Here is a 25,527-nt window from a genome sequence, read left to right on the forward strand (position 1 = left end):
CTTCGGCCTGGACGGCCTCGTCCTCAAACGCCGGACGGGCTGAGTCACTCGGCCCGTCCGGCGTTCGTCATTGGCCCCCGATACAGCCGTCGGATTGGCCCTGCAACGGGGGCCACGGCGTCGGCAGGGTGGCCCCCATGAGTATCGCCTTCCTGCTGACCACCCTCGTTGTCGTCGTCACCCCGGGTACCGGACTCGTCTACACCCTCGCCGCCGCGCTCTCCCGGGGGCGGCGGGCGAGTGTCGCGGCCGCCTTCGGGTGCACGCTCGCGATCGTTCCGCATGTGCTAGCCACCGTCACCGGCGTCGCCGCGCTGCTGCACGCCAGCGCGACCGCCTTCCAGGTGCTCAAGTACGCCGGTGTCGCCTACCTCCTCTACATGGCCTGGGCGACGGTGCGGGAGAAGGGCACGATCGACGTCGGTCAGGAGGGGGACGCCCCGCCGGTCACCTCGGGGCGGGTGATCGTGCGGGCCGTGCTGATCAATCTGCTCAACCCGAAGGTGACGATCTTCTTCCTGGCGTTCCTGCCCCAGTTCGTCAGCCCCGCCGAGCCGCACGCGGTGCCGCGGATGCTGGCGCTGGGCGGCGTCTTCATGCTGGTGACCTTCGTCGTGTTCGTCGCCTTCGGTCTGCTCGCGGCGTCCGTGCGCAGCCATGTCGTGTCCCGGCCGCGCGTGATGACCTGGCTGCGCCGGACCTTCGCGGGATCGTTCCTGGCGCTGGGGGCGAAGCTCGCCCTGACCGCGCGCTAACGGCCCTGCAGGGACCTGACGTTGTCGCCGAACGTCCAGTTCTTCGAGCCGTCCCAGTTGATCGACCAGGTCATCAGCCCCTTGAGGGCGCCGTTGTAGTGCCGCCAGGCCTGGGCGACCAGGCTCGGTGACATGTGGCCGCCGCCCGCGCCGGGCTGCGCGGGCAGGCCGGGCACCTGCTTGTCGTACGGCACGCGGATGGTCGTTCCCTGGATGACGAGCCCCTTGTTGAGGCAGTCGGTCTGCGCGACGAAGCCCTGGACGGTGCCGGCGGAGTAGGAGTCGCCGGAGCAGCCGTACATGCTGCCGTTGTAGTACTGCATGTTGAGCCACCACAGGCGGCCGTTGTCGGCGTACTTCTTGATGATCGGGAGGTACGCGCCCCAGATCGAGCCGTAGACGACGCTGCCGCCGGTGACGTAGGCGGTCTCCGGGGCCATGGTGAGGCCGAAGTTCGACGGCATGCGGGCCAGGATGCCGTCGATGATGCGGATCAGGTTGGCCTGGGACGTGGACAGCTGGTTGATGTTGCCGCTGCCGACCAGGCCGGTCTCGATGTCGATGTCGATGCCGTCGAAGTTGTACCTCTGCAGGATCGGCACGATCGTCGCGACGAACCGGTCGGCGACCGCGGTCGAGCTGAGGTCGATGCCGGCCGTGGCGCCGCCGATCGAGAGCAGGATCGTGCGGCCGGCCGCCTTCGCCGCGCACATCTCCGCGGGCGTCGCGACCTTCACGCCCGTGTCCATGCCGTCCTCCCACAGCGCGGTGCCGTCGGAGCGGATGACCGGGAACGCCGCGTTGATCACGTTGTAGCCGTGCGCGCCGATGCGGGAGTCGGTGATCGGGGTCCAGCCGAAGGGCGGGTGGACGCCGTTGGCCGCGCCGTCCCAGTTCTCCCAGTAGCCCTGGAGGACCTTCCCGGCGGGCTTCGACTTCACGGCGCAGGTCTCGGCGGCGGCGGAGGCGGTGGCGGCGACGGGGAGCTGGGTGAGACAGGCGGTCGCCAGTGCGGCGGCGAGCAGGCGCAGGGCGCGGCGGATCATGCGAGGCCTCCCGGTGGGGGTGCGGTGAGGTGTCGTAGGCATGACAGTCCAGCGGTCCAGACCTTTCGTCAAGAGGTCTGGACCAAGTCCCGCATCTGCCGCTCGGTGGAAAATGACAGCTGACAGGTATTGAAATCTGTCAGCTGTCATGCCATGGTGGACCCATGACCATTCAGACCCGCACTCTCGGAACCACCGGCCCCCAGGTCTCCGCCCTCGGCCTCGGCTGCATGGGCATGTCCGCGCTGTACGGCGAGGCGGACCGGGCCGAATCCATCGCCACCATCCACGCCGCCCTGGAGGCCGGCGTCACCCTGCTCGACACCGGCGACTTCTACGCCATGGGCCACAACGAGCTGCTGATCGGCGAGGCCCTGCGCGCCGCGCCCGCCGCCCGGCGGGAACAGGCGCTGCTCAGCGTGAAGTTCGGCGCCCTGCGCGACCCGGACGGCGGCTGGTCGGGCTACGACGGCCGCCCGGCCGCCGTGAAGAACTTCGCCGCCTACTCGCTCCAGCGCCTCGGCGTCGACCAAATCGACGTCTACCGGATCGCCCGCCTGGACCCGGACGTGCCGATCGAGGAGACGGTCGGCGCGATCGCGGAACTGGTCGAGAAGGGGTACGTCCGGCACATCGGCCTCAGTGAGGTCGGCGCCGAGACGATCCGACGGGCCGCCGCCACCGCCCCGATCTCGGACCTGCAGATCGAGTACTCGCTGATCTCGCGCGGCATCGAGGCCGAGATCCTGCCCACCGTCCGTGAACTGGGCATCGCCGTCACGGCGTACGGCGTGCTCTCGCGCGGGCTGATCTCCGGCCACTTCACCGCCGACCGGCAGCTCGCCGCCAACGACTTCCGGGCGCTGTCGCCCCGCTTCCAGGGCGAGAATCTCCAGCACAACCTGAACCTGGTGGAGGCGCTGCGGAAGATCGCCGAGCAGAAGGGCGTGAGCGTCGCGCAGATCGCCATTGCCTGGGTCCTCTCGCGAGGCGAGGACGTCGTGCCGCTGGTCGGCGCCCGCAGCCGGGACCGGCTGACCGAGGCGCTTGGCGCGATGGACGTCGTACTGGACGAGGCCGACCTGCGGGCGATCGAGGAGGCCGTCCCGGCGGACGCGGCGGCGGGCGACCGCTACCCCACCCAGCAGATGGCGCACCTCGACAGCGAACGCTGATCCGGGCACGAGGTACGGTCACCTCATGCCCCCGACCAGCGAAACCCTGACCGCCGAGCGCATCCTCGAAACGACCGAGGAGGTGCTGCGCCGCCACGGCCCGGCCAAGGCCACCGTGGTCGACGTGGCCCGCGCGCTCGGCGTCAGCCACGGCAGCGTGTACCGGCACTTCCGCACCAAGGCGGCCCTGCGGGAGGCGGTCACGAAGCGGTGGCTGGACCGTACGTCCGAGGCGCTGGCCGGGATCGTCGCCGAGGACCGCGACCCCGAGGCGCGGCTGCGGGACTGGCTGCGGGCGCTGTTCGACGCCAAGCGCCGCAAGGCGGGCGACGATCCGGAGCTGTTCGCGACGTACATGGTGCTCACCGGCGAGAGCGGTGAGGCGGTCCCGGAGCACCTCGCCGATCTCGCCGCCCAGTTGACCCGGATCGTCGAGGCTGGGGTGGCGGCGGGCACCTTCACGACCGCCGACCCGGCGGCCGCGGCCCGCGCGGTGTTCCACGCCACCGGCCGCTTCCACGACCCCTGTTACGCCCCGGAGTGGGCGCGGCCGGAGGCGGAGGCGGACTTCGCGGCGGTGGTGGACTTGGTGATACGGGGGCTGAGGGCTTGACGCTCGCGGCCGGTCAGGCCCCTGCGGGGGCAGTCACGCCGGGGCGGGTCAGGCGCCCGCTGGGTCCGGTCAGGCCGGGGCGGGTCAGGCGCCGGCCGGGTCCGGTCAGGCCGGGGCGGGTCAGGCGCCGGCCGGGTCCGGTCAGGCCGGGGCGGGTCAGGCGCCGGCCGGGTCCGGTCAGGCCGGGGCGGGTCAGGCGCCCGCCGGGTCCGGTCAGGCCGGGGCGGGGTAGGGACCCGCCGGCTCCAGTCACGCCGGGGCGGGGTCAGGCCCCGCCAGGTCAGGCCGGGTCCGGTCACGCCGGGGCGGGGTCAGGCGCCCGCCGGGCCAGTCGCGCTGCGGCCGGTCAGGCCCCCGTCGGGTCCACCGTCGCCTGGTGCGCCTCCGCCAGGTGCTCCTCCGCCTTCAGCCACGGCAGGAACTGCGCACCCCGCCGCCAGCCGCACGTGTCGCATCTGATCGTGCGCTGCACGCCGGTGCGCTGGACGCGGACCACGTGTTCGCGCCCGTGCTGATCCCACCGGCTGACCTTGCTCGTGTCGATCTGCGGCATGACGCCTCCAGCGTCCGTTCTCGCGCAACCGGGCTGTCTCTTCGCGCAGCAAGGAGTGTGCAGCAGGATCAACATCAACAGGGATCTCTTCACACCGAGTTGGCCAAGCTGTGCCCTCGCGTCGCCAGCTGCGGCTCCGCCGCGTGGGCGCGGCCAGCCACCCACGACCCGCAGTCAGGCGCGTTCAACAGCCCCCACCACCTCCCGCACCCCATCCCCCTCCAACCGCTCAGCCGTCCGCTCCGCAGTCCCCCGGGCCCACCGCGCGCTGGTCAGCACCCCGAACCCCAGCACAGCCACCCCGCACACCACGAGGATCCACCACCCCGGCCGAGCAGCCGACACGAACGCCTCCCGATACGAAGACGCCCCGATCCCCGACGCCAGCACAGCGCCCACCACAGCGACCCCCAGGGTCTGACCGAGCTGGCGGCTGGTCGAGGCGACCGCGGCCGCCACCCCCGCCTGCGCCCGCGGCATCCCCGACACCGCCGTGTTGGTGATCGGCGCGTTCACGAACCCGAAGCCCACGCCGAACAGCACGTACCCGACGAACAACCCGACATCCGACGTCTCCGCCTCGAACCCCGCGAACAGCGCCGCGCTCGTCGTCGTCGCCACCCCGGCGATCAGCAACGGCACCCGCGGGCCCCGGCTCCCCACCAGCCGCCCGGCCAGCGGCGCGCACAGAAACGTCGGCACCGCCATCGGCAGCATCCACAGCCCGGCGTGCAGCGCGTCCAGCCCCCGCACGTTCTGCGGATACAGCGTCGACAGGAACAGGAACCCGCCCAGCGCCGCGAACGAGCTGATCGCGATCACCGTCGCCCCACTGAACGGCGCCGACCGGAAGAACCGCAGATCGATCAACGGCTCGGCGCGACGCGGCTCGTACGCGAGCAGCCCCAGCAGCGCGGCCACCGCCACCACCGCGAACGGCAGCACCGTCGCGAACCCGGCGTTCGGCGCCTCGATGATCGCGTACGTCAGCGCCCCGAACAGCGCGATCACCAGCAGCTGTCCCACCGGATCGGCCCGCCGGGCCTTCGGGGCGCGGGACTCGGGGACGTAGCGCAGCGTCAGCAGCAGCGCGGCGGCGCCCACCGGAAGGTTGACCCAGAAGATCGCCCGCCAGTTCACCGCCTCCACCAGCAGGCCGCCCACCAGCGGGCCCGCGGCCATCGAGATGCCGACGACCGCACCCCACACCCCGACCGCACGGGCACGCTCGCGGGGGTCCGTGAAGGTGTTCGTGATGATCGACATGGCGACCGGGTTGAGCTCCCCCAGTGCCTTAAGGGCCTGGGAGGTACCCCCATTCGCCACCCACCGCCTGCACCATGCGGAAGATCACCAGGGTGTTCAGGTCGGGTGCCACCGAGCAGAGCGCCGAGCCGACGGTGAAGACGATCAGGCCCGCCATGAAGACCCGCTTGCGGCCGATCCGGTCGGCCGTGGAGCCCGCGAGCATCAGCAGGGACGCCAGGACGAGGGTGTAGGCGTCGATCGTCCACTGGAGGCCGGACGTACTGGCCCGCAGGTCGTCCTGCATCGAGGGCAGGGCCACGTTCAGGACGGTGTTGTCGAGGCTCACGATCAGCAGGCTCATACAGCAGATCGCGAGTACGAGCAGGCGTCGGCGAGGGCTGAGCTCGGGCATGACGTCCCTCGCACGCCGATTTCAATAGTGTGGCTAACTAACTAACTTTACCGTCCCATTGCCTTCGCACGGCACAATGGGGGAATGCCCACGCCCCTGCAGATCGGTCCGCACACCGTCCAGCCGCCCGTCGTCCTGGCCCCCATGGCCGGGATCACCAACGCGCCCTTCCGCACCCTGTGCCGGGAGTTCAGCGGTGGCAAGGGCCTGTTCGTGAGCGAGATGATCACGACCCGGGCGCTGGTCGAGCGCAACGAGAAGACGATGCAGCTGGTCCACTTCGACGCGACCGAGAAGCCGCGTTCGATCCAGCTGTACGGCGTGGACCCGGCGACCGTCGGCAAGGCCGTCCGCATGATCGCGGAGGAGGACCTGGCCGACCACATCGACCTGAACTTCGGCTGCCCGGTGCCCAAGGTGACCCGCAAGGGCGGCGGCTCCGCGCTGCCGTACAAGCGGCACCTGCTGCGCGCGATCCTCCGGGAAGCGGTCACCGGGGCCGGGGACCTGCCCGTCACCATGAAGATGCGCAAGGGCATCGACGACGACCACATCACCTACCTCGACGCCGGCCGGATCGCCGTCGAGGAGGGCGTCACCGCCATCGCCCTGCACGGCCGTACCGCCGCCCAGCACTACGGCGGCACCGCCGACTGGGACGCCATCGCCCGGCTGAAGGAGCATGTGCCGGAGATCCCCGTGCTCGGCAACGGCGACATCTGGTCGGCCGAGGACGCGGTGCGGATGGTGAAGGAGACCGGCTGCGACGGGGTCGTGGTCGGGCGCGGCTGCCTGGGGCGGCCGTGGCTGTTCGCCGATCTGGTGGCCGCCTTCGAGGGGCGTGACCAGGACATCGCACGGCCCACCCTCCGCGAGGTCGCCGACGTCATGGTCCGGCACGCCACCCTGCTCGGTGAGTGGATCGGCGACGAGTCGCGCGGTGTCATCGACTTCCGCAAGCACGTCGCCTGGTATCTGAAGGGCTTCGCCGTCGGCTCCGAGATGCGCAAGCGGCTCGCTATCACGTCCTCGCTCGAAGAACTCCGCGCCGGACTGGACGAGCTGGACCTCGACCAGCCCTGGCCGGCCGGCGCCGACGGGCCCCGCGGCCGGACGTCCGGCAACAACCGGGTCGTCCTGCCGGACGGCTGGCTGAAGGACCCCTACGACTGCGCGGGCATCAGCGAGGACGCCGAGCTGGACACCTCCGGCGGCTGATCAGCCGGTCTTTCCCGACGGCGTCGAGCCATATGCCGTCAGGAAGCGGTCCCGGAAGTCGCTCATCTTCCACACCGGCGCGTCCTGCGCCGGCCGCAGCCCGTCCGACCAGCCCCAGCCGGCGATCCTGTCCAGCACCTTCGGGTCCTTGGCGACGATCGACACCGGCACGTCCCGGCCGGCGTCGTAGCCGCTGACCCGGACGATGGGCTGGTGGTCGCCGAGGAAGACGAGGACGGTGTCCTCGGTGCCGTAGCGCTGAAGCCACTGGGTGAGGCTGGTCACGGAGTACTCGACGGACTTGCCGTACTCCTGCTTCGAGCGGGTGCTGTCGGCGATGATGTCCGCCGGATTCGTGCCCGCCTTCTGGATGGGGCCGAAGAGCGAGCCGTCGCCGAGGTCCTCCCAGTCGACCATTTTCGGCAGCGGCGACCACGGCTGGTGACTGGACGTCAGGATGACCTCCGCCATCAGCGGCTTGTCGCGCTTCTTGCCGTGCACCAGCCGCTGGAACGCCTCCAGCGTGTACTGGTCCGGCATCGTCGACCAGCTGAACTTCGGGCCCTTGTAGCCGAGTTCGAAGGCGTCGTACACATCGTCCAACCCGTAGAACTCCGCCTCCGGCCAGCCCTTCTGCACCCCCGGCATGATCCCGACGGTCTGCCAGGCACCGGTCTTCTGGAACGCCTTGGTGAGGGTGAGGTGGTCCCCGGAGGTGACGGTCGCGTAGCGCTGCTGGCTGTCGATCCACAGTCCGGACAGGAACGTGGAGTGCCCGAGCCAGCTGCTGCCCCCGAAGGTCGCGGAGGTCAGCCAGCCGCTCTTCGCGGCGAAACCCGCCTTGGTCAGCGCATCGGTGCTGGTGTCGAGGGTCCGGCGGACGCCGGGTGAGATCAGCGGATCCTCGATGGCCTTGCGGCCGTAGGACTCGATGAAGGTGAAGATGACGTCCTTGCCGCGCAGATCCGGTACGAGCTGCTCGCCGGGGGTGGCGGCGAACGCGTCCGTCCGCGCCTCCCGGGCGAACGCCGCCTCGTCCCGCAGCGTCGCCTGCACCCGCTCCGCCCGGCCCTCCGTCAGCGCCGCCGCGTTGTCGGCCGCGATCGGCAGACCGGCGAACTGCAGGCCCAGCGCGTACGTCAGCGTCCATACGACGCCGGCGGCGAGCGTCGACCGGACGGCGACCGTGCGATGCCGGACGAGTACGTTGCTCAGCCGGACCGTCGCCAGCGTCATCAGCGCGCACACGAGGACGACGAGGGCGACGGCGCCGATCGCGAGCGCGACGGCCCCGGCCCTGCCCATCGCGTCCTCCATGTACGACTGGGCGTCGTCGAGCAGGCCCCAGTCGAGGATGAGGTTGAAGCCCCGGCCGAGGTATTCGTTGAAGCCGATGTCGAGCAGGTTCAGCGCGGTCAGCACGGCGAGCCCGAGTCCGGCGACGACGGCCGCCACCAGCCGGGGGCGGCGCGGCAGCACCAGCAGCAGGGCGGCGCTGATGATCGCCTCCACCGGGATGCGGAGGAACGTGCCCGGGCCGAGGGTCTCCAGGGTGTTGGGCATCAGCAGCGCGATCAGGACCAGGGCCGCGGACAGGCCGGTGGCGGTGCGGCCCAGGACGCGGGTGGCGGTGGGGTGGGCGGCGCGCCAGCGGGTGAGGCGGCCTGCGGGGGCCGGGGGCTCGGTGTCGTCCGGTGCGTCATCGGTCGTGTGCCGTGGTTGACGCGTGAAGACAGCCACCCGAAGGTCCCTCCGTACGAAAGCGCGGTGCGGCGGCGGACCCGGCGTGGGGGAACGGGTCCGCCGTCCTCTCGTACGGCCCGCCGCCCCACTCCGTTCACCACCAAGGGAAACTCACGCGCCGCCGACCGCCGTCAGCAGCGCCAGCGGTGCCGCCGCCGACCGTGACTCCCGTACACACGCGTGCGGATACGGCACCGGCTCGGCGTGCGTGTCCCGGCCGTACCCGGCGAGCACCTCCGGCAGCCGGTGCCCGGTCGCGGTCGCCGCGTCGACCAGCGCGTGGGCGACCGTACGGGCCTCGTCGTGCAGACCGTAGCGGGCCAGGCCGAGGGTGATCAGCGCGTTGTCGTGCGGCCAGACCGAGCCGCGGTGGTACGACAGCGGGTGGTACGCCGGCTGCCCGGCCGCCAGTGTGCGCACGCCCCAGCCGGAGAAGAAGTCGGGTTCCAGGAGCCGCCGGCCGACGACCTCGCCGTACTCCTTGTCGAGCAGCCCGGACCACAGCAGATGCCCGGCGTCCGAGGCCAGCGCGTCCAGCGGGCGGCCGTCGCCGTCCAGCGCGAGGGCGGGGAAGGACCGGTCCGGCATCCAGAAGTCCCGCTGGAAACGGTCGCGCAGATCACCGGCCGCCTGCTCCAGCAGCGCCGCGTACGTCTTGTCGTCCCACACCGTGCGGGCCAGCCATGCCGTGCGGCGCAGCGCGTCGTACGCGTAGCCCTGGGCGCCCGCGGCCATCACCGGGCCGGTCGGGCGGGTGCCGTCGGCGGAGCAGATGGCGCCGGGGGAGTCCTTCCAGTTCTGGTTGGCGAGGCCGCCCTGGTCGGCGCGGTAGACCAGGTAGCCGCGCGAGGTCAGCCCGCCGTGGTCCAGCATCCAGCCGACCGCCGCGCGGGCGTGCGGCTCCAGGCGGCGGGCGAGGCCGGTGTCCCCGGTCTGTTCGACGTACGCCCCCAGGAGGACCAGGAACAGCGGGGTGGCGTCGACCGAGCCGTAGTAACGCCCGTACGGCACCTGCCCGAAGTGGGCCAGCTCGCCGTGCCGCACCTCGTGCACGATCTTGCCGGGCTGCGCGACCGAGCCGGTTTTCGTGCCGGTCGCCTGGGTGGCGGCGAGGGCGGGGAGGGTGGCGGCGGCGAGCTGCGGGTGATAAGGGAGGGCGAAGAGGGAGGTCAGGAGGGCGTCGCGGCCCAGCAGGGTCAGGAACCAGGGCGCTCCGGCGGCCGGGACGCGCAGCTCCTCGCCGTCCGGGCCGGTGGCCGGCACCTGGAGCGCGGCGAGGTCGGCGAGGCCCCGCGCGCAGGCCGCCGCCAGCTCCGGCCAGCCGGTCGGGAAGGCGACGCCCTCCACGAACCTGCCCTCCATGGAGAGGAGTTGCTCGTTGACGGCGTCGGGGGAGCGGGGCACGCGCAGCGCGCGCCGCTCGCCGTGCGGGCGGGCGATGACACGGAGGGTCAGTTCGGCCGTGTCGTGCGGTTCCAGATCGAGGGCCCATACGAGGCGGCGGGCGCCGGTGCCGGTCTCCTCCACGGCGTCCGGGGCGGGGTCGGCGGTCACCGTCGTCCGGGACCGCCACTCCCCCCGCTGGTAGGTGAACTCCACACCGTCCTCGACGACCTGGCGGGAGCGGACCGCGCCGGTCTTGGCGTACGTGCGGTGGTCGGAGCGCAGCTCGAACTGGTCGGTGAAGTCGGCGTCGACGGTGAGCGCGAGGCGGACCGTGACCGGCACCGGGCGGTTGCTGGTGACGCGCAGCAGCTCAACGAACGAGCTGTCCCCGACGGCCTGTTCGCGGAAGATCGCGTACGCCGAGGGCTCCTGCCGGCCGCCGCGCGGGACGAGAACACAGCGGGCGGTGTCGCCGTCGGCGACGGGGCTCAAGGCCTCGGGCACGGCCCCGTCGACGGTGAGCTGCCAGCGGCTCAGATGCCGGGCGTCGCGTACGAACAGGCCGTCCGGTGAGCTGCCGCCCCGCACGCCGCTGATGTCCCCGCCGTCGCCGACGGCGGCGAACGTCCCGCCGTGCACGAGCAGATGATGCCGGTCCGTCATCCCCGGTCCCCTCCCTTGGCTCCGTTGGCACCCTTGGCTTGAAGTAGGTCGAGCGTGAGCGCGGCGGTCCAGCTGAAGCCGGTCGCCCCGCAGGCCTCGCCGGTGTGCGGGTCCACGTACTCCGCGAACCCGGAGGCGTCGGCGGTGTCGATCATCGCGTCGCGCAGGGCGTCGGCCCGCTCGGTCGCGCCGTGCACCCTGAGCCCGCGCTCCACCAGCCAGCCCGTGTTGAACCACGCGGGCCCACGCCAGTACCGGTGCGGGTCGAAGGCCTCACCGAGCAGGTCGTAACTGGGCACGAGGCGGGCCCCGAAGTGCGGCCCGTCGAGCGTGCGCACGAGTGCGGCGGCGATGCCGCGGGGGAGGGCGGGCAGGAGCAGGGGGATGAGACCGGAGACACTGCGCTCGGGGATCACTTCGCCGCCGCGCAGGTCCCGGCATTCGCTGCCGTGCGGGTCTCGGCATTCGCCGCGCGGGTGCTGGCACTCGTGGCTGTGCGGGTCTCGGCGTTCGCCGCCGCGCGGGTCTCGGCATTCGCCGCGCGGGTGCTGGCACTCGTGGCTGTGCGGGTCTCGGCGTTCGCCGCCGCGCAGGTCCCGGCATTCGCCGCGCCGGTCCTGGTACTTGCCGCGCAGGCCCCGGCACTCGCCGCCCCGCAAGTCCCGGCAGAGGAACATCCCCGCTTCCGGATCCCACAGCCGTTCGATCAGCACCCCGGTCAGCCGCTCCGCGCGTGCGTGCCGGGCCGTGCCCGTCGCGCCGAGCTCCCGTGCGATCCGCGCCAGCGCGTGCTCCGAGGCGATCAGCAGGGCGTTGAACGCCGGGTCCTCCACCGCGAAGTCGCCCGGCCCGTCGGCGTATCCCCGCTCCCGGTAGTCCGTCGCCAGCCGCACATACCGCCCGTAGTCCAGATCCGTCGGCCGGTCCTCGGGTGCGCCGTGGTCGAGGTCGGCGCGGCGGAAGGAGCGGGCCGGGGCCGGGGTGACGCGGGCGAGCGGGGCGTCCCAGCAGGGGCTGTTGTCCATGCCCTGCTCCCAGGGGTGCACCACCGACGCGAGCCCGGCGCCGCCCAGGTCACGCCGGTGCAGCAGATAGCGGTGCCAGGCCGCCAGCCGCGGATACACCCCGGCGAGAAAGCCGCGCGCCCGCGACAGCCCCGGGTCGGCGCAGTGCACCAGCCATGCCGCCAGCGCGTGCACCGGTGGCTGCACGATGCCGGAGGTCTGTACGGTGCGCGGGGCGCCCGCAGCGCGCCCCGCGGTCGAGGAGCGCCAGAAGTCGGGGCTCGGGAAGTACGCGTCCAGGGGCACGGAGGGGTTGAAGACGATGTGCGGGATCCGCCCGTCGCCCCACTGCGCGGCCAGCAGCGTCTCCAGCTCCGTCTGTGCCCGTAACGGCGACACGTGCCGCAGCCCGATCGCGATGAACCCCGAGTCCCAGGACCACTGGTGCGGATACAGCCCGCGCGAGGGCACGGTCGACGTTCCGGTCCAGTTGCCCGCCAGTACGCGCTCGGCCCTGAGGTGCGGTGACTGGGGCTCCGCGCCGGGATCGTATGCGATCGCGCGCTGGGTCGGCCGGTCGGTGACTTGGGCGATGCGATCCACTCGGGGCTCCCCGAAAGACGTCCGGTCGGCCGGTTCGGCCTCGGCTACCGTAGAGTTACGTCTATTTAACACGCAAAACTCACTATGTAATGCAGGGTTGGGAAACACAAGGGGGTGCGCATGTCCGGACGCAATGTGACCCAGACCAGCGCTGGCGAGCTGCTCGAACTCGTGCGCAGTGGCCGCGCCACCACCCGGGGCGCACTCCAGCAGGTCACCGGCCTGTCCCGGGCCACCGTCGGCCAGCGCCTCGACCGCCTGTTCCGCGCGGGCTGGCTGCGCGAGGGCGCCGGCGGCCCGGTGGACTCCCCGCTCGGCGGCCGCCCCGCCATCACCCTGGAGTTCGACGACGCACACGCGGTCGTCCTCGCCGCCGACCTCGACACCCGCCACGCCCGCGCGGCCGTCCTCTCCCTGACCGGCGAGATACTCGCCGAACACGGCGGCACCCTGGTCGTCGAGGACGGCCCGGAGCCGGTCCTCGGCGAACTCGGGCGTTGGTTCGCGGACTTGCTGCAGAAGTCCGGTCACGGCGCCGACGAGGTCTGCGGCATAGGCCTCGCCGTCCCCGGCCCGGTCGACACCGACACCGGCCGGGTCGTCCAGCCCCCGATCATGCCGGGCTGGGACGGCTACGACATACGCGGCCGCCTGGCCAGGTCGTTCACCGACCACACGGGCGCCGCGCCCGTCCCCGTCCTCGTCGACAACGACGCGAACCTGATGGCGTACGGCGAGCAGCGCACCGGCCACCCGGACTGCTCGGCGTTCGTCCTCGTCAAGGTCTCCACCGGCATCGGCGCGGGCGTCGTCGTGGACGGCTCGGTCTACCGGGGCATCGACGGCGGCGCCGGGGACATCGGCCACATCCGGGTGCCGGAGGGCGCCGACGTGCTGTGCCGGTGCGGTTCCTACGGCTGTCTGGCCGCCGTCGCCAGCGGGGGCGCCGTGGCCCGGCGGCTGGCCGAGGCCGGGGTGGCGGCGGCGTCCGGTTCGGACGTCCGGGAGTTGCTGGCGGCCGGGCATCCGGGGGCGGTGGGCCTGGCACGGGAGGCCGGGCGCCGGGTCGGGGACGTCCTCGCGACGGTCGTGACGCTGCTGAACCCCGGCGTGCTGATGATCGCGGGGGATTTGGCCGGAACGCCCTTCCTGACCGGCGTACGGGAACTGCTGTACCAGCGGGCGCTGCCGCGCTCCACGGCCCGGCTGGACGTCGTGACCTCGCGGTTGGGGGAGCGGGCGGGGCTGGTGGGGGCGGGTGCGCTGGTGGTGGAGCACCTGTACGCGCCGGAGCGGGTGGAGGAGCGGCTGCGGGCGCTGGGGGTGTGAGGCGTGGCCGGGGCGTGTGACAGGCGCGTTTCCGTCTCTCGACGACGTCCGCATGGTGAAATCCCGTCGCCTGTGGCAGCGTGATTCTCGCCACCCTTGATAAGGGTTGCGCTCAGATGAGCGGATCTTGGGCGACTGCACTTCTCCAAGGGGTGGCACTCAGTGCCACCCCTTGATCGTTCATCGATCGAAATCAGACGTGCTGGATGCCGCTCATAAGAGCGCAATGCCCGGCCTGCGGGCAAGGTTGCGTTCAAGAAGTGAAAACATCAGGCCGTCACCGCTTACCAAGCCTTGACTTTCGATCCGGTGGCGGACGAGTGGTTACAGGCGCATGACGCACAAGTAGACGTACCCAGGCGCCTTTGATCTGGGTATGTTCCTCGCCGTCAGGGCAGCCACCGCGTCCTCGAGGAGTCGAGACCCGTGTCGGAAAACAAAGATCCCCAGGTAGCCGGATCCGGCAAGAGCGTTGAGGGCGTGAAGTTCGTTTACGACTTCACCGAGGGCAACAAGGACCTCAAGGACCTCCTCGGTGGCAAGGGCGCGAACCTCGCCGAGATGACCAACCTGGGCCTTCCCGTCCCTCCGGGCTTCACCATCACCACCGAGGCCTGCAAGGTCTACCTCGACAGTGGTGAGGAGCCCGCGGCACTGCGTGACGAGGTGAGTGCGCACCTCGACGCGCTGGAGCAGAAGATGGGCAAGAAGCTCGGTCAGGCCGACGACCCCCTCCTCGTGTCGGTCCGCTCGGGCGCCAAGTTCTCCATGCCCGGCATGATGGACACCGTCCTCAACATCGGTCTCTCGGACAAGTCCGTGCAGGGCCTGGCCAAGCAGGCCGGCGACGACCGGTTCGCCTGGGACTCGTACCGCCGCCTCATCCAGATGTTCGGCAAGACCGTCCTCGGCGTCGACGGCGACCTCTTCGAGGAGGCGCTGGAGAAGGCCAAGGAGGCCAAGAAGGTCACGGTCGACACCGAGCTGGAGGCCGCCGACCTGAAGAAGCTGGTCACCGCCTTCAAGAAGATCGTCAAGAAGGAGGCCGGCCGGGACTTCCCGCAGGACCCGCGCGAGCAGATGGACCTCGCCATCAAGGCGGTCTTCGACTCCTGGAACGGCGACCGCGCCAAGCTGTACCGCCGCCAGGAGCGCATCCCCGGCGATCTGGGTACGGCCGTCAACGTCTGCTCGATGGTCTTCGGCAACCTCGGCCCCGACTCCGGCACGGGCGTCGCCTTCACCCGCGACCCCGCCTCCGGCCACCAGGGCGTCTACGGCGACTACCTCCAGAACGCCCAGGGCGAGGACGTCGTCGCGGGCATCCGCAACACGGTCCCGCTGGCGGAGCTGGAGTCGATCGACAAGAAGTCGTACGACCAGCTGATGCAGATCATGGAGACGCTGGAGAACCACTACAAGGATCTCTGCGACATCGAGTTCACCATCGAGCGCGGCCAGCTCTGGATGCTCCAGACCCGCGTCGGCAAGCGCACCGCGGGCGCGGCCTTCCGTATCGCCACGCAGCTCGTCGACCAGGGCCTGATCGACGAGGCCGAGGCCCTGCAGCGCGTGACCGGCGCCCAGCTCGCCCAGCTGATGTTCCCGAAGTTCGACGAGGAGGCGAAGGTCGAGCAGGTCGGCCGGGGCATCGCGGCGTCGCCGGGTGCGGCGGTCGGCAAGGCGGTCTTCGACTCGTACACCGCGGTGAAGTGGTCGCGTTCGGGCGAGAAGGTGATTCTCGTACGGCGTGAGACCAACCCCGACGACCTGGACGGCATGATCGCGGCCGAGGGCATCCTGACCTCGCGCGGCGGCAAGACCTCGCACGCGGCCGTCGTCGCGCGCGGCATGGGCAAGACCTGTGTCTGCGGTGCCGAGGAGCTGGAGGTCGACACCAAGCGCCGCCGGATGACCGTGCCGGGCGGGCATGTGGTGGAGGAGGGCGACCTGATCTCGATCGACGGGTCGTCCGGCAAGGTCTACCTGGGCGAGGTCCCGGTCGTCCCGTCTCCCGTCGTCGAGTACTTCGAGGGTCGGATGCACGCGGGCGCCCAGGACGCCGACGAACTGGTCGAGGCCGTGCACCGGATCATGGCGTTCGCCGACCGCAAGCGCCGGCTGCGGGTGCGCGCCAACGCGGACAACGCCGAGGACGCGCTGCGCGCCCGTCGCTTCGGCGCGCAGGGCATCGGGCTGTGCCGTACGGAGCACATGTTCCTCGGTGACCGCCGTGAGCTGGTCGAGCGCCTCATCCTGGCGGACACGGCGGACGAGCGCGAGGAGAGCCTGAAGGCGCTGCTCCCGCTCCAGAAGCAGGACTTCGTGGAGCTGTTCTCGGCGATGGACGGCCTGCCGGTGACGATCCGTCTGCTGGACCCGCCGCTGCACGAGTTCCTCCCCGACATCACGGAACTCTCGGTCCGCGTCGCGCTGGCGGAGTCCCGCCAGGAGCCGCACGAGAACGAACTGCGTCTGCTCCAGGCGGTGCACCGGCTGCACGAGCAGAACCCGATGCTGGGCCTGCGCGGCGTGCGCCTGGGCCTGGTGATCCCGGGCCTGTTCACGATGCAGGTCCGCGCGATCGCCGAGGCCGCCGCCGAGCGCAAGAACGCCAAGGGCGACCCGCGCGCCGAGATCATGATCCCGCTCGTCGGCACGGTCCAGGAGCTGGAAATCGTCCGCGAGGAGGCCGACGCGGTGGTCGCGGAGGTCGAGGCCGCGACCGGTACGTCGCTCAAGCTGTCGATCGGCACGATGATCGAGCTCCCGCGCGCCGCGCTGACCGCCGGTCAGATCGCCGAGGCCGCCGAGTTCTTCTCCTTCGGCACGAACGACCTCACGCAGACGGTGTGGGGCTTCAGCCGGGACGACGTGGAGGCCTCGTTCTTCACGGCGTACCTGGAGAAGGGCATCTTCGGCGTCTCCCCGTTCGAGACGATCGACAAGGACGGCGTCGGCTCGCTGGTCGCCGCGGCGGCGAAGGCGGGCCGCGAGACCCGCCCCGACCTGAAGCTCGGCGTCTGCGGCGAGCACGGCGGTGACCCGGAGTCCGTCCACTTCTTCCACGAGGTGGGGCTGGACTACGTCTCCTGCTCGCCGTTCCGGATCCCGGTGGCGCGCCTGGAGGCGGGCCGCGCGGCGTCGCAGTCGGCGGGCAGCGACCACCGCTGACGCGAGGACCCCGGAACCGCCGTTGATCCCCGACCCTCACGATCCGGCGGCGGTTCCGGAGCACCAAAGAAGAGGGCGGAACCCTGTGCGGGGGTGCCGCCCTCTTCGCGTGCGCGGAGCCTTCTCAGCTCTGCACCGTGCTCTACTGCCAGGTCGCGATGTCGGGGTCGATGCCGTGGGCGCGTGCGTCGGCGTCGATGATGCGACGGAACCACGTGGCGAGGCCGGCGCGGATGCCGTCGTAGTGGGCGGCGAATCCCGGGTCGGCCTCAAACATGCGGCCGAGACAGACCTGCATCTGCCTGGTGAGCGGAAAGTACGAAGCGAAGACTTCGCGGTGCCGCTCGACGAGGTGATTCGCTTCCGGGCTACCAGGTGTGACCCCGGCGTCCATCGCCTCCCCGAGGTCGCGTTCGAGGCCGGTCATGGCGTCGGCGACGGCCTGCCATTCCTCCGGACCGCGAGAGGCCGAGCGTTCGGCGTACTGCAGCCATTGCGTCGTCTCTCCGTGGCGCTGACGGGCCTGGGCGGGCCAGTCCGGGTTCCACTGGGGGCCGAAGATCGAGGCCTGCTGCTCGACGGTCAGCAGCAGGCCGTGCTCGTGGGCGTCGATCATCCGATCCAGTCCGGCGCCGAGCTGCTGGAGGCGGTCGATCCGTTCAGCAACCTGTTTGCGCTGCGCGCGCAATGCGCCGGGCACGTCCGCGGTCGAGTCGTCCAGGACGACCCGAATCCTGTCCAGGCCGAGACCGAGCTCGCGGTAGACGACGATGCGGTGCAGGCGTTCCAGGTCACCGGCCGTGTAGAGCCGGTATCCGGCAGCCGTGCGCAGCGACGGTCGCGCCAGCCCGATCTCGTCCCAGTGGTGCAGCGCGCGGACTGTCACGCCCAAGCGCGTCGAGACCTGACCGACGGTCAGGCCATCGGCGTCAGTGGCATCAAGCATGCTCCTCATTGTCGCCGTCGCCGCGACGGATGCCCGGTGGGGTGATCCCGACGGCCGCAAGGTTCCGCGCCTCCTGACTGGCCGGATCGAAGGGCTTCGCCGCGGTGAGGACGATCCGCGCGTTCTCGGGGGTGATCACCTCCACATCGCGGGTGGTCCAGGGGGTGTCCCGTGGACCGTCGACCGAGTCCGGGCGCAGCGCACGACAGGCCTCGGCAAGGTCATCGACCTGGCTGAGCACGCACGCGAAACTGAAGCTCATCGCCGGTGGCTGCTCCGGAACGCTCGCCGCCGAGACGAGGAGTACGTCCTGGAACGCCCACCGGCGCAGATGTACCAGCGTGCCGGGGATGCTGAACAGCTCGATGAACCCGAGCCCGCGAGTCCAGAAGTCCACCGACGCCGCCAGATCGTTCGTGGGGATCGTCACGAACGCGGGCATTCCGTAGATGCCACGGAACGGCTCCGGCGGAACCGCGTCCGGGCCGGGGGGCGGCACGGGGCTCATCTCGAACGCGTTGTAGTAGTCGCTCATGCACCCCACCCTCCGGCCTCACGCGACGTGAGGGTCAAGCCGGGTCTGTCACGTGCAGCGTGGTTCACTCACGGACGGTGCTGAGCGGGAATCCGCCGCTGCCGCCGCCCCGTGTGTCCCCCACCTCGAAGGGGTCCCCGTTGGCCCGGACGGCATGGACGCTGAGCCATCCCTGGCCCGCGGGCGCGTCGTCGGCGGCGCTGATCCGGTACTCCACGATGCGGGTGCCGTTGGCGGGCAGGTCCTGCGCGCCGGAGGCGCCGGTCAGCGGCTGGAAGTCGTTGGCGACCACCAGTTCGACGGGCTGCCAGTCGCCGTCGGGAGCCTCCCGCCGCTCCACCGTCAGCTTGGGCGGCTGCTCGCGTGCGTAGTTCAGCTCGACCTGGGCGGAGAGGGCGATGTCGCGGAGTGCCTGGTCCGTGGTGTTGCAGAGCTTGACGAGGACGGTCTGCGGTTCGCCGCCGGGGCGGACTGCGGCGCCTTCGCTCGGGCCGGCGACCGTGGTGATCAGGTGGCCGTTGGTCTTGTCGGCTTCGCCGGGCTTCGGGCAGGGCTTGGCTCGGAAGGCCGCGAAGCCGGGGTTCGGCGCTGCCTGCTCCGACGTTCCGGGCGAGGACGTGTCCTTGTCGCCGTCCGCCAGGGCTGACGGCCCCTCGCAGGCGGTGGTGCAGAGAATCACCGCCCCCGCGGTGGCGACGGCGAATCTGGCCCAGCGTCTGTCTGCGCGCACGGATGCCCCCCTCATGGGATCACTGATCGGTGATCACGACGCACTGGCGGTGCCGACGGTTGCGCCGCCAGGCGGTCGTACCGGCCAGATCAGCGCCTGGGCAACGATGACGTTCTCGCCGTTGAAGGTGACAGAAGGACCGGCGTGCAGTTCGTAGCCAAGGCCGATCGCCTCGCTGACACGCCGGCAGAACGCGGCGTCGTCGGGGCCGGTCAGGACTCGGTAGACGGGCAATCCGTCCGGTGGTGTGCTCATGAAAGAAAGAATCTCAGGCCGGTTTCGCGCTGACTACGAGGTCCCGGCACGCCTCTGCCTCGGTCAAGGAACCGCGGGCCGTTCGCCCGCGTGATCGTGGGAGTGACGCAGACGAAGGAAGCGGGGCTCGCGGTCGTCCAGCTGGCAGTCGTCTGGCTGTTTGGATGCTTGCTGACCGGCGTGCAGTTGGAGGCGGTGCTTGTTGCTCTCTTCGTCGGTGGGGTGGCTCCGGTCGCCGCCGTCGGTGCCGGTGTGGCGGCTCTGGGGGTGGCCGCGTTCGCGGGTGTTGGGGCCGGCGCTCGCGCGGTCGTGCCGCTCACGCGTCGAAGGCGCGGCCTGTGGACGTGGGCGGTGAGTGTGTACGCGCTCGGTACGGTCGGCGCGTTCGGGGTGGTCGTGGTGAACTTCCAGATCAATCGCCTGGAGAGCGGTCTGCTGCTCCATCCGGCCGGCGGCGCCTGTTACGCCCTCGCCGCCGCGCTCTTTCTCCCCGGTATCCGGGTCAGGCTGGGCGCTCTCGGCGCGGCGGTCGTCCTCGCCGTCGGGGGAGCGTATGGCGCCTGGGCCGCCTCGCAGCCGCCCACCCTTGACGAATGGATCAACGTCAACGGCGTGGATCGCGGCCTGCTCCGCGTCGGTGATCCGCCGCCGGGTTACACACTGCGGGTTCTGGGCGCGAGCGAGGACGGCTTCGGCGCCGACTACGAGCGGCCCCACTCGGACCGACTCCACCTCGCCGTGGCCCGCGCGGGACAGGACACCCGGCGCGTCGACGCCCGCGGCTGCCCCGTCCCCTTCGGCGAACCGATCCACTGCACGGACGACGGCGCAGGGCGACAGCTGCTGACGTACGAGGGTGGCCATCAGCATCAGGAACTGCGGTTGCGCCGGGGTGGGTTGAGCTACACCGTGACCTTGCAGGGCAGCGACAACGACCTGACGGCAGCCCGGCGCATCCTGGCGACGCTCAGACCGGCGACCGACAGGGAGCTCGACGGGCTGCGGGAGCTGCCGATGCGGCGATGAGCACGCTATGCGGACGCCCAGCCGCTCCACCGGTCGACCCGGACGGCGACCGCGGGACCCTGGGGAGGGGCGCCCCTGTACTGGTCGTACCTGCCGCACAGCAGCTCGACGGCGTGCCGGCGTTCCGCCCCGTCCTCCAGGACCTCCCCCCGACCGTCGGCACGGGCCCACCACAGCGCCGACCAGTCGTCGTCGTAGTGGTCGACCAGCACCGCGACCGAGGGGTTCTCCCGGAGGTTCCGCAAGCGCCGCAGGTTCCAGGTGCTCTTGGGCTTGTGGTCCACGGCGAAGTACAGCACGTCGTCGAGGACGGCGAAGGTCACCGGTACGGCGTGCGGCACCCCGCCCGCGTCGGCTGTCGCCAGCCGGGCGACGGGCGAGGTGATGAAACGTTGCCTGGCGTCGAGGGGCGACAGCTTCATAAGGCCACCGTAGCCAACGGCTGACCGACGTGTGTCAGAGCGGAACCGCCACCCCGTTGAAGGTCGTCTCCGGCGTCTGCGGGCTGGTGAAGCGGGCGTTGACCAGGTACAGGCGGTCGCCGTAGCGGGCCGCGGTGGTGGGGACGTCGAAGCGGGGGTCGGTGATCGTGCGGGTCAGGGTGGCCGTGCGCAGGTCACGGGAGAGGGTCCAGACGCTGATCAGGTTGAGGCGGTTCTGGACGACGTACAGGGTGTGGCCGATGCGGACCAGGCCGTCGCCGTTCCCGACCGAGTCCGCGCCGGCGAGGGTGATCTTCGTGGCCGAGCCGGACTTGAGGGATACGTGGTACAGCTCGCCCGGCGTGCTCTTCACGACGATCAGGCCACGGCCGTCGGGGGTCGCCACGATGCCGTTGGCGTTGATGACGTCGGGCGTCTGCGTCCAGTCGCCCGTGAGGGGCAGGGCGCGGACCTTGCCGTCGCGGTCGCGCGGGACGCCGTAGAGGACCGCCGCGCGGGAGTCCGTGAACCATGCGCGGTCGCCCGTCAGGATCACGTCGTTGATGAACTGGCCCGAAGTGGCGGATAGTTGGTACGTACGTATCAGGCGTCCCGTGCGGGAGTCGTGCACGCGAGCCGTGCCGCCGCCGCCCCCGGCCACGTACAGCAGGCCGTCGCGGTCCAGCTTCAGGCCGATCGACACCGTGCCGGTCGTTCCGGGGTGGACGGTCTCGTACTCGCCCGTGCGCAGGTCCGTGCGGAGGATGGCGCCGTTGGCGCGGGAGCCCATGTAGGCGTACGGCTTGCTGCCGATGGTGATGCCCTCGGGGAGGAAGCCGTCGGGGAGCGGGAACTCCGTCGGCCAGGTGGTCTTCGTGCCGGCCCGCGCCGTGCCGGTTCCGGCGGCCACCGTGAGCGCTGCGGCGGCCGCACCGCCGAGCACGGCGCGCCGGGACGGCTGGGGGTGGTTCCGAGTCATGGTTCGTGCCTCCGTGGAAGGTGGGGCATGAAGGGTCGGTGGGACTCGATGAAACTCCACGTTCCCGGCGGGCTCGACCGACTCGGCGAACTCGACAGGAACTCGACAGCGACTGGCTGGGCCGCTGCCTTCAGGCGTCCGCCTTCAAGCGTCCTCGCGTCCCACCGACATCTCAAACCAGCCTCACCGGGGGCGCTACGACCGGAACGGGCCCGTCACCTCGTACGTGATGCCGCCGGACGAGCTGCCGCTCGTGCCCCGCTGGCTGGAGAAGTACAGGCGCCGGCCGTCGGGGGAGAACGCCGGGCCGGTGATCTCCGAGCCGGACTGGCCGTCGATGCGCAGGAACGGGGCGATCACGTCGTCCGGTGTGATCACGCAGATCTCCATGTTGCCGCCGTCCTCCGCGACGAACAGGTCACCGGAGGCGGAGCCGGTGATGTTGTCGACGCCGGTGAGGGGGGCCGTGCCGGAGGTGACGAGGGAGTCGTCGTAGGCCAGCTCGTAGGTGTTCGACGTCAGGTTGACCTGCCAGACGCGGTTGTCGCCCTTCGTCGTGAACCACACCTTGTCGTCGGCGTAGTGGCAGCCCTCGCCGCCGTTGAAGGACTTCGAGCCCGAGACCTGGGTGCGGGTGGTCGTCGGGGAGCCGTCGGGGTCGGGCACGTTCGCCCAGGTGAACGAGCCCGACGTGGCGGATCCGGCCATCATGACCTGGAGCGTGCCGGAGGACAGGTCGCCCCACGTCGTCGGGACGAAGCGGTAGAAGCGGCCGTTCGTCTCGTCCTCGGTCAGGTAGATCACCTTGCGCACCGGGTCGGCGGCCGCAGCCTCGTGCTTGAAGCGGCCCATCGCGTCGCGGCGGATCGCCGCCTTCGTGCCCCACGGGTCCGTCTCGTAGACGTAGCCGCGGGACACCTCCTCGCAGGACAGCCAGGTGTTCCACGGGGTCTTGCCGCCCGCGCAGTTGGTGCGGGTGTTGGAGAGGATGCGGTAGGCGGCGGTGATCGCGCCGGTCGAGGAGAACTTGACCGCGCTCACCCCGCCGCCGGGGTTGATCTCCGAGTTGGAGACGTAGATCCAGCCGCTGCCGTCGGCGTAGCAGGCGCCGCCGTCGGGGGCGTTGTGCCAGGTGTACGACGTGCCGGGCACCGTCTGGCCGGAGCGGGCGATCACCCGGCTGGTGAAGCCGCTGGGGAGTCTGATGCCGTTGGCGTCGGGGGAGCCGAGGGGTCCGTAGGGGCCGGTGCCGGGCTGGGCGGGAGCCGCGTAGGCGGCGCCGCGCCACAGGGTTCCGCCGAGGACGGCCGACGAGCCGCCGAGCACGGCCGCGCGGAGGAGGGTACGACGTTCCACGATCTCTCCAAGAGGGGTCGTGACCGCCCCGCCGCCGGGCCGCGGCGGGGGTCGTGCGGCAGGACCCTAGGGGAGCGTGGTTGACGGGTCATGGACAGGTCGTGACGCGTCGGCGTCCAGAGCTCCCCTCACCCGTCGGCACCCCTCGCTCACGCCTTCCCGAGCCGGCGGAGCCGCTCTCCCGCACCTCACCCGGCGACTCCGCCGACGGCAGGCGGACCACCGCGTCCAGGCCGCCCGTGGCCGCGGGGCGCAGGGTGACCTCGCCGCCGCTCGCGTGGGCCAGGCGCTGGACCAGGGACAGGCCGAGGCCCGTGCCGCCCTTGGGGGCACCCGGTGCGCGCCAGAAGCGGTCGAAGGCGCGGGCGCGCTGCTCCGCCGTCATACCCGGGCCCTCGTCGGTGACATGGAGGTCGACCCAGCTGGGTCGGCTGTCGCGCAGGGGGCGGCGGGTCGGGACCACCAGCCGTAGCTCCATCGTGACCGTGCTGCCGGCGGGGGAGGCCCGCAGGGCGTTGGACAGGAGGTTGTCCAGGATCTGTTCGACGGCTCCGGGGAGCGCGAGGACCGGGCCGACACTGCCGGCGAAGAGGACCAGCGAGACGTCCTCGCGGGCGAACAGCGGCTGCCAGGTGCGGTGCCGTTCCGCGCACACCTCGCCCACGTCGACCGGACCGGGCAGGGTCGCGTCCTCCTCCAGGCGGGCCATCGCCAGCAGGCCCTCCACCATGCGGGCCAGCCGGTCGGTCTCGGTGACGGCGGCGGCCAGGCCCGGCCGGGCGCGGCGGGCCACGGCGGGTTCGAGGTTCTCCAGGCGCAGGCGGAGGGCGGCCAGTGGGGTCTTCAGCTGGTGGGACGCCTCGCCCGCGAACGCGCGCTGGGAGGCCAGGAGATGTTCGAGGCGGGCCGCGGTGCGGTTGAAGGCGGCGGCCAGGCTGCGTACCTCCGGCGGTCCCGAGGTGACCGGCACGCCGGCGGAGACGCCGCCGTCCGCCAGCCGGTGCGCCGCCTCCTCCAACCGCCGGATGGGACGGCCGGCCCAGCGCGCGAACGCGAAGGCCACGGCCGCGACCCAGGTGAGGACGGCCAGGCCCACGAAGGCCAGCAGCAGCCACACCCGGTGCACGCGCGCGTGCACCGCGTCCGTCGGGAGCGTGATGCGTACGGCGCCCTGTGCCGCCGGCTGTCCGACGGGGGCCGCCACGGACAGGTGGTGCACCCCGCCGATCGTGGTCGCGTGGACGTCCGTGCCGTCCCGGCCGCGCAGGGCGGCGGCGACCTCGGGGCTGTCGGCCAGGGCGCGTTCCTCCCGGTACGACAGCCGGGGCGAGGCCGCCAGCAGGGTGCCGTCCGCGTCCAGCACGACGACCTGCCCGCCGATGCGCTCGGCGCACCGCTCGGTCCGTTCGACGAGTTCGGCGCGGCGCCGGGCCGCCAGCGACAGCTCGGCGAACGCGGCCACCGCGTCCACCTCGTCCTTCGCGGAGTTGACGATGCGCTCCCGCTCCGCCCGTGAGTAGACGAACCCCAGCGGGATCTCCAGGCCGACCAGGACAAGGGCGGCGAGGCTCAGATAACTCAGCAGCAGACGGCGGGTCATGAGGAACCGTCGGCGGGATTCACGGCGAGACGGAAGCCGACGCCCCGCAGGGTCTGGATCCACGCCGGGTGGCCGAGCTTGCGGCGCAGGGTGGCCACATGCACGTCCAGCGTCTTGGTCGGGCCGTCGTAGTGCTCGTCCCAGACCCGGTTGAGGATCTGCTGCCGCGAGTACACCGCCCCGGCGTCCTCGGAGAGCAGCGCCAGCAGTTCGAACTCCTTCGGCGTCAGCGTGACCGGCTCCTCGCCGACCCACACCTGCCGGGTCCGCCGGTCCACGACCAGCGGGCCGACGTCGTACGACGGTTCCTGGTCGCCCGACTGCGGGGTGTGACGCCGGAGCACCGCCCGGATGCGGGCCACCAACTCCCGTACGCTGAACGGTTTCGCCAGATAGTCGTCGGCGCCCAGCTCCAGGCCCAGCACCCGGTCGGCCTCCTCACCGCGCGCGCTGAGGATGATGACGGGCACGTCGCAGGCCTGGCGGATGCCCCGGCAGACGTCGATGCCGTCGATGTCGGGCAGGCCGAGGTCCAGCAGCACGACGTCGCCGTACGGCCCCGCCAGCCCCTCGGCGCCGGTGGCGACACGGTGGACCGTCAGACCGAAGTGCCGCAGTCCGTCGGCGAGCGGTTCGGCAATCGTCTCGTCGTCCTCGATGAGCAGCACTCGTACGCCCATGGCGTCCTGTCTCTCGAATTGAAGGTTTCGCGACACGCTACAAGAGAATGCACACTCGGCGACGGCGATTCGAGGC

The 25,527-nt window shown here is 71.4% G+C and carries 21 protein-coding genes and 1 pseudogene; 7 read left to right on the forward strand and 15 right to left on the reverse strand.

Annotated elements, in window-relative coordinates:
* Nucleotides 1–137: 137 nt before the first annotated feature.
* The gene (locus I2W78_RS27030) at nt 138–755 is read left to right on the forward strand and encodes a LysE family translocator (protein ID WP_196462850.1); all 618 of its coding nucleotides are present in this window, start codon (nt 138–140) and stop codon (nt 753–755) included.
* On the opposite strand, the gene I2W78_RS27035 is transcribed toward I2W78_RS27030, so the two are convergent.
* Nucleotides 752–1,801 carry a chitinase gene (locus I2W78_RS27035; protein ID WP_196462851.1) on the reverse strand — a complete coding sequence of 350 codons (1,050 nt, stop codon included), beginning with the start codon at nt 1,799–1,801 and terminating at the stop codon, nt 752–754. The genes I2W78_RS27030 and I2W78_RS27035 overlap by 4 nt on opposite strands.
* 164 nt (nt 1,802–1,965) lie before the next feature.
* On the opposite strand from I2W78_RS27035, the gene I2W78_RS27040 reads away from it, so the two are divergent.
* Together I2W78_RS27040 and I2W78_RS27045 are read left to right on the forward strand one after the other, a co-directional pair.
* The gene (locus I2W78_RS27040) at nt 1,966–2,976 is read left to right on the forward strand and encodes an aldo/keto reductase (RefSeq protein WP_196462852.1); all 1,011 of its coding nucleotides are present in this window, start codon (nt 1,966–1,968) and stop codon (nt 2,974–2,976) included.
* 25 nt (nt 2,977–3,001) lie between these two features.
* The gene (locus tag I2W78_RS27045; protein WP_196462853.1) at nt 3,002–3,589 is read left to right on the forward strand and encodes a TetR/AcrR family transcriptional regulator; all 588 of its coding nucleotides are present in this window, start codon (nt 3,002–3,004) and stop codon (nt 3,587–3,589) included.
* 346 nt (nt 3,590–3,935) lie between these two features.
* On the opposite strand, the gene I2W78_RS27050 is transcribed toward I2W78_RS27045, so the two are convergent.
* On the reverse strand, nt 3,936–4,142 hold the full coding sequence (locus tag I2W78_RS27050) for a hypothetical protein (protein ID WP_196462854.1): 207 nt from the start codon (nt 4,140–4,142) through the stop codon (nt 3,936–3,938).
* Between the two features lie 174 nt (nt 4,143–4,316).
* Nucleotides 4,317–5,802, reverse strand: a pseudogene (locus I2W78_RS27055) (MFS transporter).
* An 84-nt stretch (nt 5,803–5,886) separates the two neighbouring features.
* Between I2W78_RS27055 and dusB the strand changes: the two are divergent.
* On the forward strand, nt 5,887–7,020 hold the full coding sequence (dusB, locus tag I2W78_RS27060) for a tRNA dihydrouridine synthase DusB (protein ID WP_196462855.1): 1,134 nt from the start codon (nt 5,887–5,889) through the stop codon (nt 7,018–7,020).
* Here the strand turns inward: dusB and I2W78_RS27065 are convergent, their stop codons facing one another.
* From I2W78_RS27065 to I2W78_RS41205, 3 genes are all read right to left on the reverse strand, one after another.
* Nucleotides 7,021–8,760, reverse strand: a complete 1,740-nt coding sequence (locus tag I2W78_RS27065; RefSeq protein ID WP_196462856.1) for a CDP-alcohol phosphatidyltransferase — start codon at nt 8,758–8,760, stop codon at nt 7,021–7,023.
* A 114-nt stretch (nt 8,761–8,874) separates the two neighbouring features.
* Complete coding sequence (locus I2W78_RS27070) at nt 8,875–10,812, reverse strand: amylo-alpha-1,6-glucosidase (RefSeq protein WP_196462857.1); 1,938 nt, start codon at nt 10,810–10,812, stop codon at nt 8,875–8,877.
* Nucleotides 10,809–12,419: an MGH1-like glycoside hydrolase domain-containing protein gene (locus tag I2W78_RS41205; RefSeq protein WP_307783804.1), complete on the reverse strand. Its 1,611-nt coding sequence runs from the start codon at nt 12,417–12,419 to the stop codon at nt 10,809–10,811. Before I2W78_RS41205 ends, I2W78_RS27070 begins: the two co-directional genes overlap by 4 nt.
* A 120-nt stretch (nt 12,420–12,539) precedes the next feature.
* Between I2W78_RS41205 and I2W78_RS27085 the strand changes: the two genes are divergently transcribed.
* A complete protein-coding gene (locus I2W78_RS27085) occupies nt 12,540–13,748 on the forward strand; it encodes an ROK family protein (protein ID WP_196462858.1) in 1,209 nt (402 codons plus the stop codon).
* A 426-nt stretch (nt 13,749–14,174) separates the two neighbouring features.
* Entirely contained in the window at nt 14,175–16,922 is a 2,748-nt protein-coding gene (gene ppdK, locus I2W78_RS27090) for a pyruvate, phosphate dikinase (protein WP_196462859.1), read from the forward strand.
* A gap of 142 nt (nt 16,923–17,064) precedes the next feature.
* On the opposite strand, the gene I2W78_RS27095 is transcribed toward ppdK, so the two are convergent.
* The 4 genes from I2W78_RS27095 to I2W78_RS27110 all read right to left on the reverse strand — a co-directional run bounded on the left by I2W78_RS27095 (nt 17,065) and on the right by I2W78_RS27110 (nt 19,388).
* The gene (locus I2W78_RS27095) at nt 17,065–17,868 is read right to left on the reverse strand and encodes a MerR family transcriptional regulator (protein ID WP_196464740.1); all 804 of its coding nucleotides are present in this window, start codon (nt 17,866–17,868) and stop codon (nt 17,065–17,067) included.
* A complete protein-coding gene (locus I2W78_RS27100) occupies nt 17,861–18,403 on the reverse strand; it encodes a VOC family protein (protein WP_196462860.1) in 543 nt (180 codons plus the stop codon). Before I2W78_RS27100 ends, I2W78_RS27095 begins: the two co-directional genes overlap by 8 nt.
* A 64-nt stretch (nt 18,404–18,467) precedes the next feature.
* On the reverse strand, nt 18,468–19,133 hold the full coding sequence (locus I2W78_RS27105) for a hypothetical protein (protein ID WP_196462861.1): 666 nt from the start codon (nt 19,131–19,133) through the stop codon (nt 18,468–18,470).
* Nucleotides 19,134–19,166: 33 nt separating this feature from the next.
* On the reverse strand, nt 19,167–19,388 hold the full coding sequence (locus I2W78_RS27110) for a DUF1737 domain-containing protein (protein WP_196462862.1): 222 nt from the start codon (nt 19,386–19,388) through the stop codon (nt 19,167–19,169).
* Nucleotides 19,389–19,490: 102 nt separating this feature from the next.
* Between I2W78_RS27110 and I2W78_RS27115 the strand changes: the two genes are divergently transcribed.
* Nucleotides 19,491–20,414, forward strand: a complete 924-nt coding sequence (locus tag I2W78_RS27115) for a hypothetical protein (RefSeq protein ID WP_196462863.1) — start codon at nt 19,491–19,493, stop codon at nt 20,412–20,414.
* A 5-nt stretch (nt 20,415–20,419) separates the two neighbouring features.
* Here the strand turns inward: I2W78_RS27115 and I2W78_RS27120 are convergent, their stop codons facing one another.
* The 5 genes from I2W78_RS27120 to I2W78_RS27140 form a co-directional block, all read right to left on the reverse strand.
* The gene (locus I2W78_RS27120) at nt 20,420–20,836 is read right to left on the reverse strand and encodes a TIGR03668 family PPOX class F420-dependent oxidoreductase (protein WP_196462864.1); all 417 of its coding nucleotides are present in this window, start codon (nt 20,834–20,836) and stop codon (nt 20,420–20,422) included.
* A 34-nt stretch (nt 20,837–20,870) separates the two neighbouring features.
* Nucleotides 20,871–21,815, reverse strand: coding sequence for an SMP-30/gluconolactonase/LRE family protein (locus I2W78_RS27125; protein ID WP_196462865.1), 945 nt, complete (start codon nt 21,813–21,815; stop codon nt 20,871–20,873).
* A 195-nt stretch (nt 21,816–22,010) separates the two neighbouring features.
* Complete coding sequence (locus I2W78_RS27130; protein ID WP_196462866.1) at nt 22,011–23,171, reverse strand: alkaline phosphatase PhoX; 1,161 nt, start codon at nt 23,169–23,171, stop codon at nt 22,011–22,013.
* 88 nt (nt 23,172–23,259) lie between these two features.
* Nucleotides 23,260–24,771: a sensor histidine kinase gene (locus I2W78_RS27135; RefSeq protein WP_196462867.1), complete on the reverse strand. Its 1,512-nt coding sequence runs from the start codon at nt 24,769–24,771 to the stop codon at nt 23,260–23,262.
* Complete coding sequence (locus tag I2W78_RS27140; RefSeq protein WP_196462868.1) at nt 24,768–25,451, reverse strand: response regulator transcription factor; 684 nt, start codon at nt 25,449–25,451, stop codon at nt 24,768–24,770. Before I2W78_RS27140 ends, I2W78_RS27135 begins: the two co-directional genes overlap by 4 nt.
* Nucleotides 25,452–25,527 lie beyond the last annotated feature (76 nt).

Source organism: Streptomyces spinoverrucosus (assembly GCF_015712165.1).
Lineage (GTDB): Bacteria > Actinomycetota > Actinomycetes > Streptomycetales > Streptomycetaceae > Streptomyces > Streptomyces spinoverrucosus_A.

Excerpts from the sequence above, each read along its gene's own strand:
- I2W78_RS27030 (WP_196462850.1), top strand. The coding sequence starts at position 138 with ATGAGTATCGCCTTCCTGCTGACCACCCTCGTTGTCGTCGTCACCCCG.
- I2W78_RS27035 (WP_196462851.1), bottom strand. The coding sequence starts at position 1,801 with ATGATCCGCCGCGCCCTGCGCCTGCTCGCCGCCGCACTGGCGACCGCC.
- I2W78_RS27040 (WP_196462852.1), top strand. The coding sequence starts at position 1,966 with ATGACCATTCAGACCCGCACTCTCGGAACCACCGGCCCCCAGGTCTCC.
- I2W78_RS27045 (WP_196462853.1), top strand. The coding sequence starts at position 3,002 with ATGCCCCCGACCAGCGAAACCCTGACCGCCGAGCGCATCCTCGAAACG.
- I2W78_RS27050 (WP_196462854.1), bottom strand. The coding sequence starts at position 4,142 with ATGCCGCAGATCGACACGAGCAAGGTCAGCCGGTGGGATCAGCACGGG.
- dusB (WP_196462855.1), top strand. The coding sequence starts at position 5,887 with ATGCCCACGCCCCTGCAGATCGGTCCGCACACCGTCCAGCCGCCCGTC.
- I2W78_RS27070 (WP_196462857.1), bottom strand. The coding sequence starts at position 10,812 with ATGACGGACCGGCATCATCTGCTCGTGCACGGCGGGACGTTCGCCGCC.
- I2W78_RS27085 (WP_196462858.1), top strand. The coding sequence starts at position 12,540 with ATGTCCGGACGCAATGTGACCCAGACCAGCGCTGGCGAGCTGCTCGAA.
- I2W78_RS27095 (WP_196464740.1), bottom strand. The coding sequence starts at position 17,868 with ATGCTTGATGCCACTGACGCCGATGGCCTGACCGTCGGTCAGGTCTCG.
- I2W78_RS27100 (WP_196462860.1), bottom strand. The coding sequence starts at position 18,403 with ATGAGCGACTACTACAACGCGTTCGAGATGAGCCCCGTGCCGCCCCCC.
- I2W78_RS27110 (WP_196462862.1), bottom strand. The coding sequence starts at position 19,388 with ATGAGCACACCACCGGACGGATTGCCCGTCTACCGAGTCCTGACCGGC.
- I2W78_RS27120 (WP_196462864.1), bottom strand. The coding sequence starts at position 20,836 with ATGAAGCTGTCGCCCCTCGACGCCAGGCAACGTTTCATCACCTCGCCC.
- I2W78_RS27125 (WP_196462865.1), bottom strand. The coding sequence starts at position 21,815 with ATGACTCGGAACCACCCCCAGCCGTCCCGGCGCGCCGTGCTCGGCGGT.
- I2W78_RS27135 (WP_196462867.1), bottom strand. The coding sequence starts at position 24,771 with ATGACCCGCCGTCTGCTGCTGAGTTATCTGAGCCTCGCCGCCCTTGTC.
- I2W78_RS27140 (WP_196462868.1), bottom strand. The coding sequence starts at position 25,451 with ATGGGCGTACGAGTGCTGCTCATCGAGGACGACGAGACGATTGCCGAA.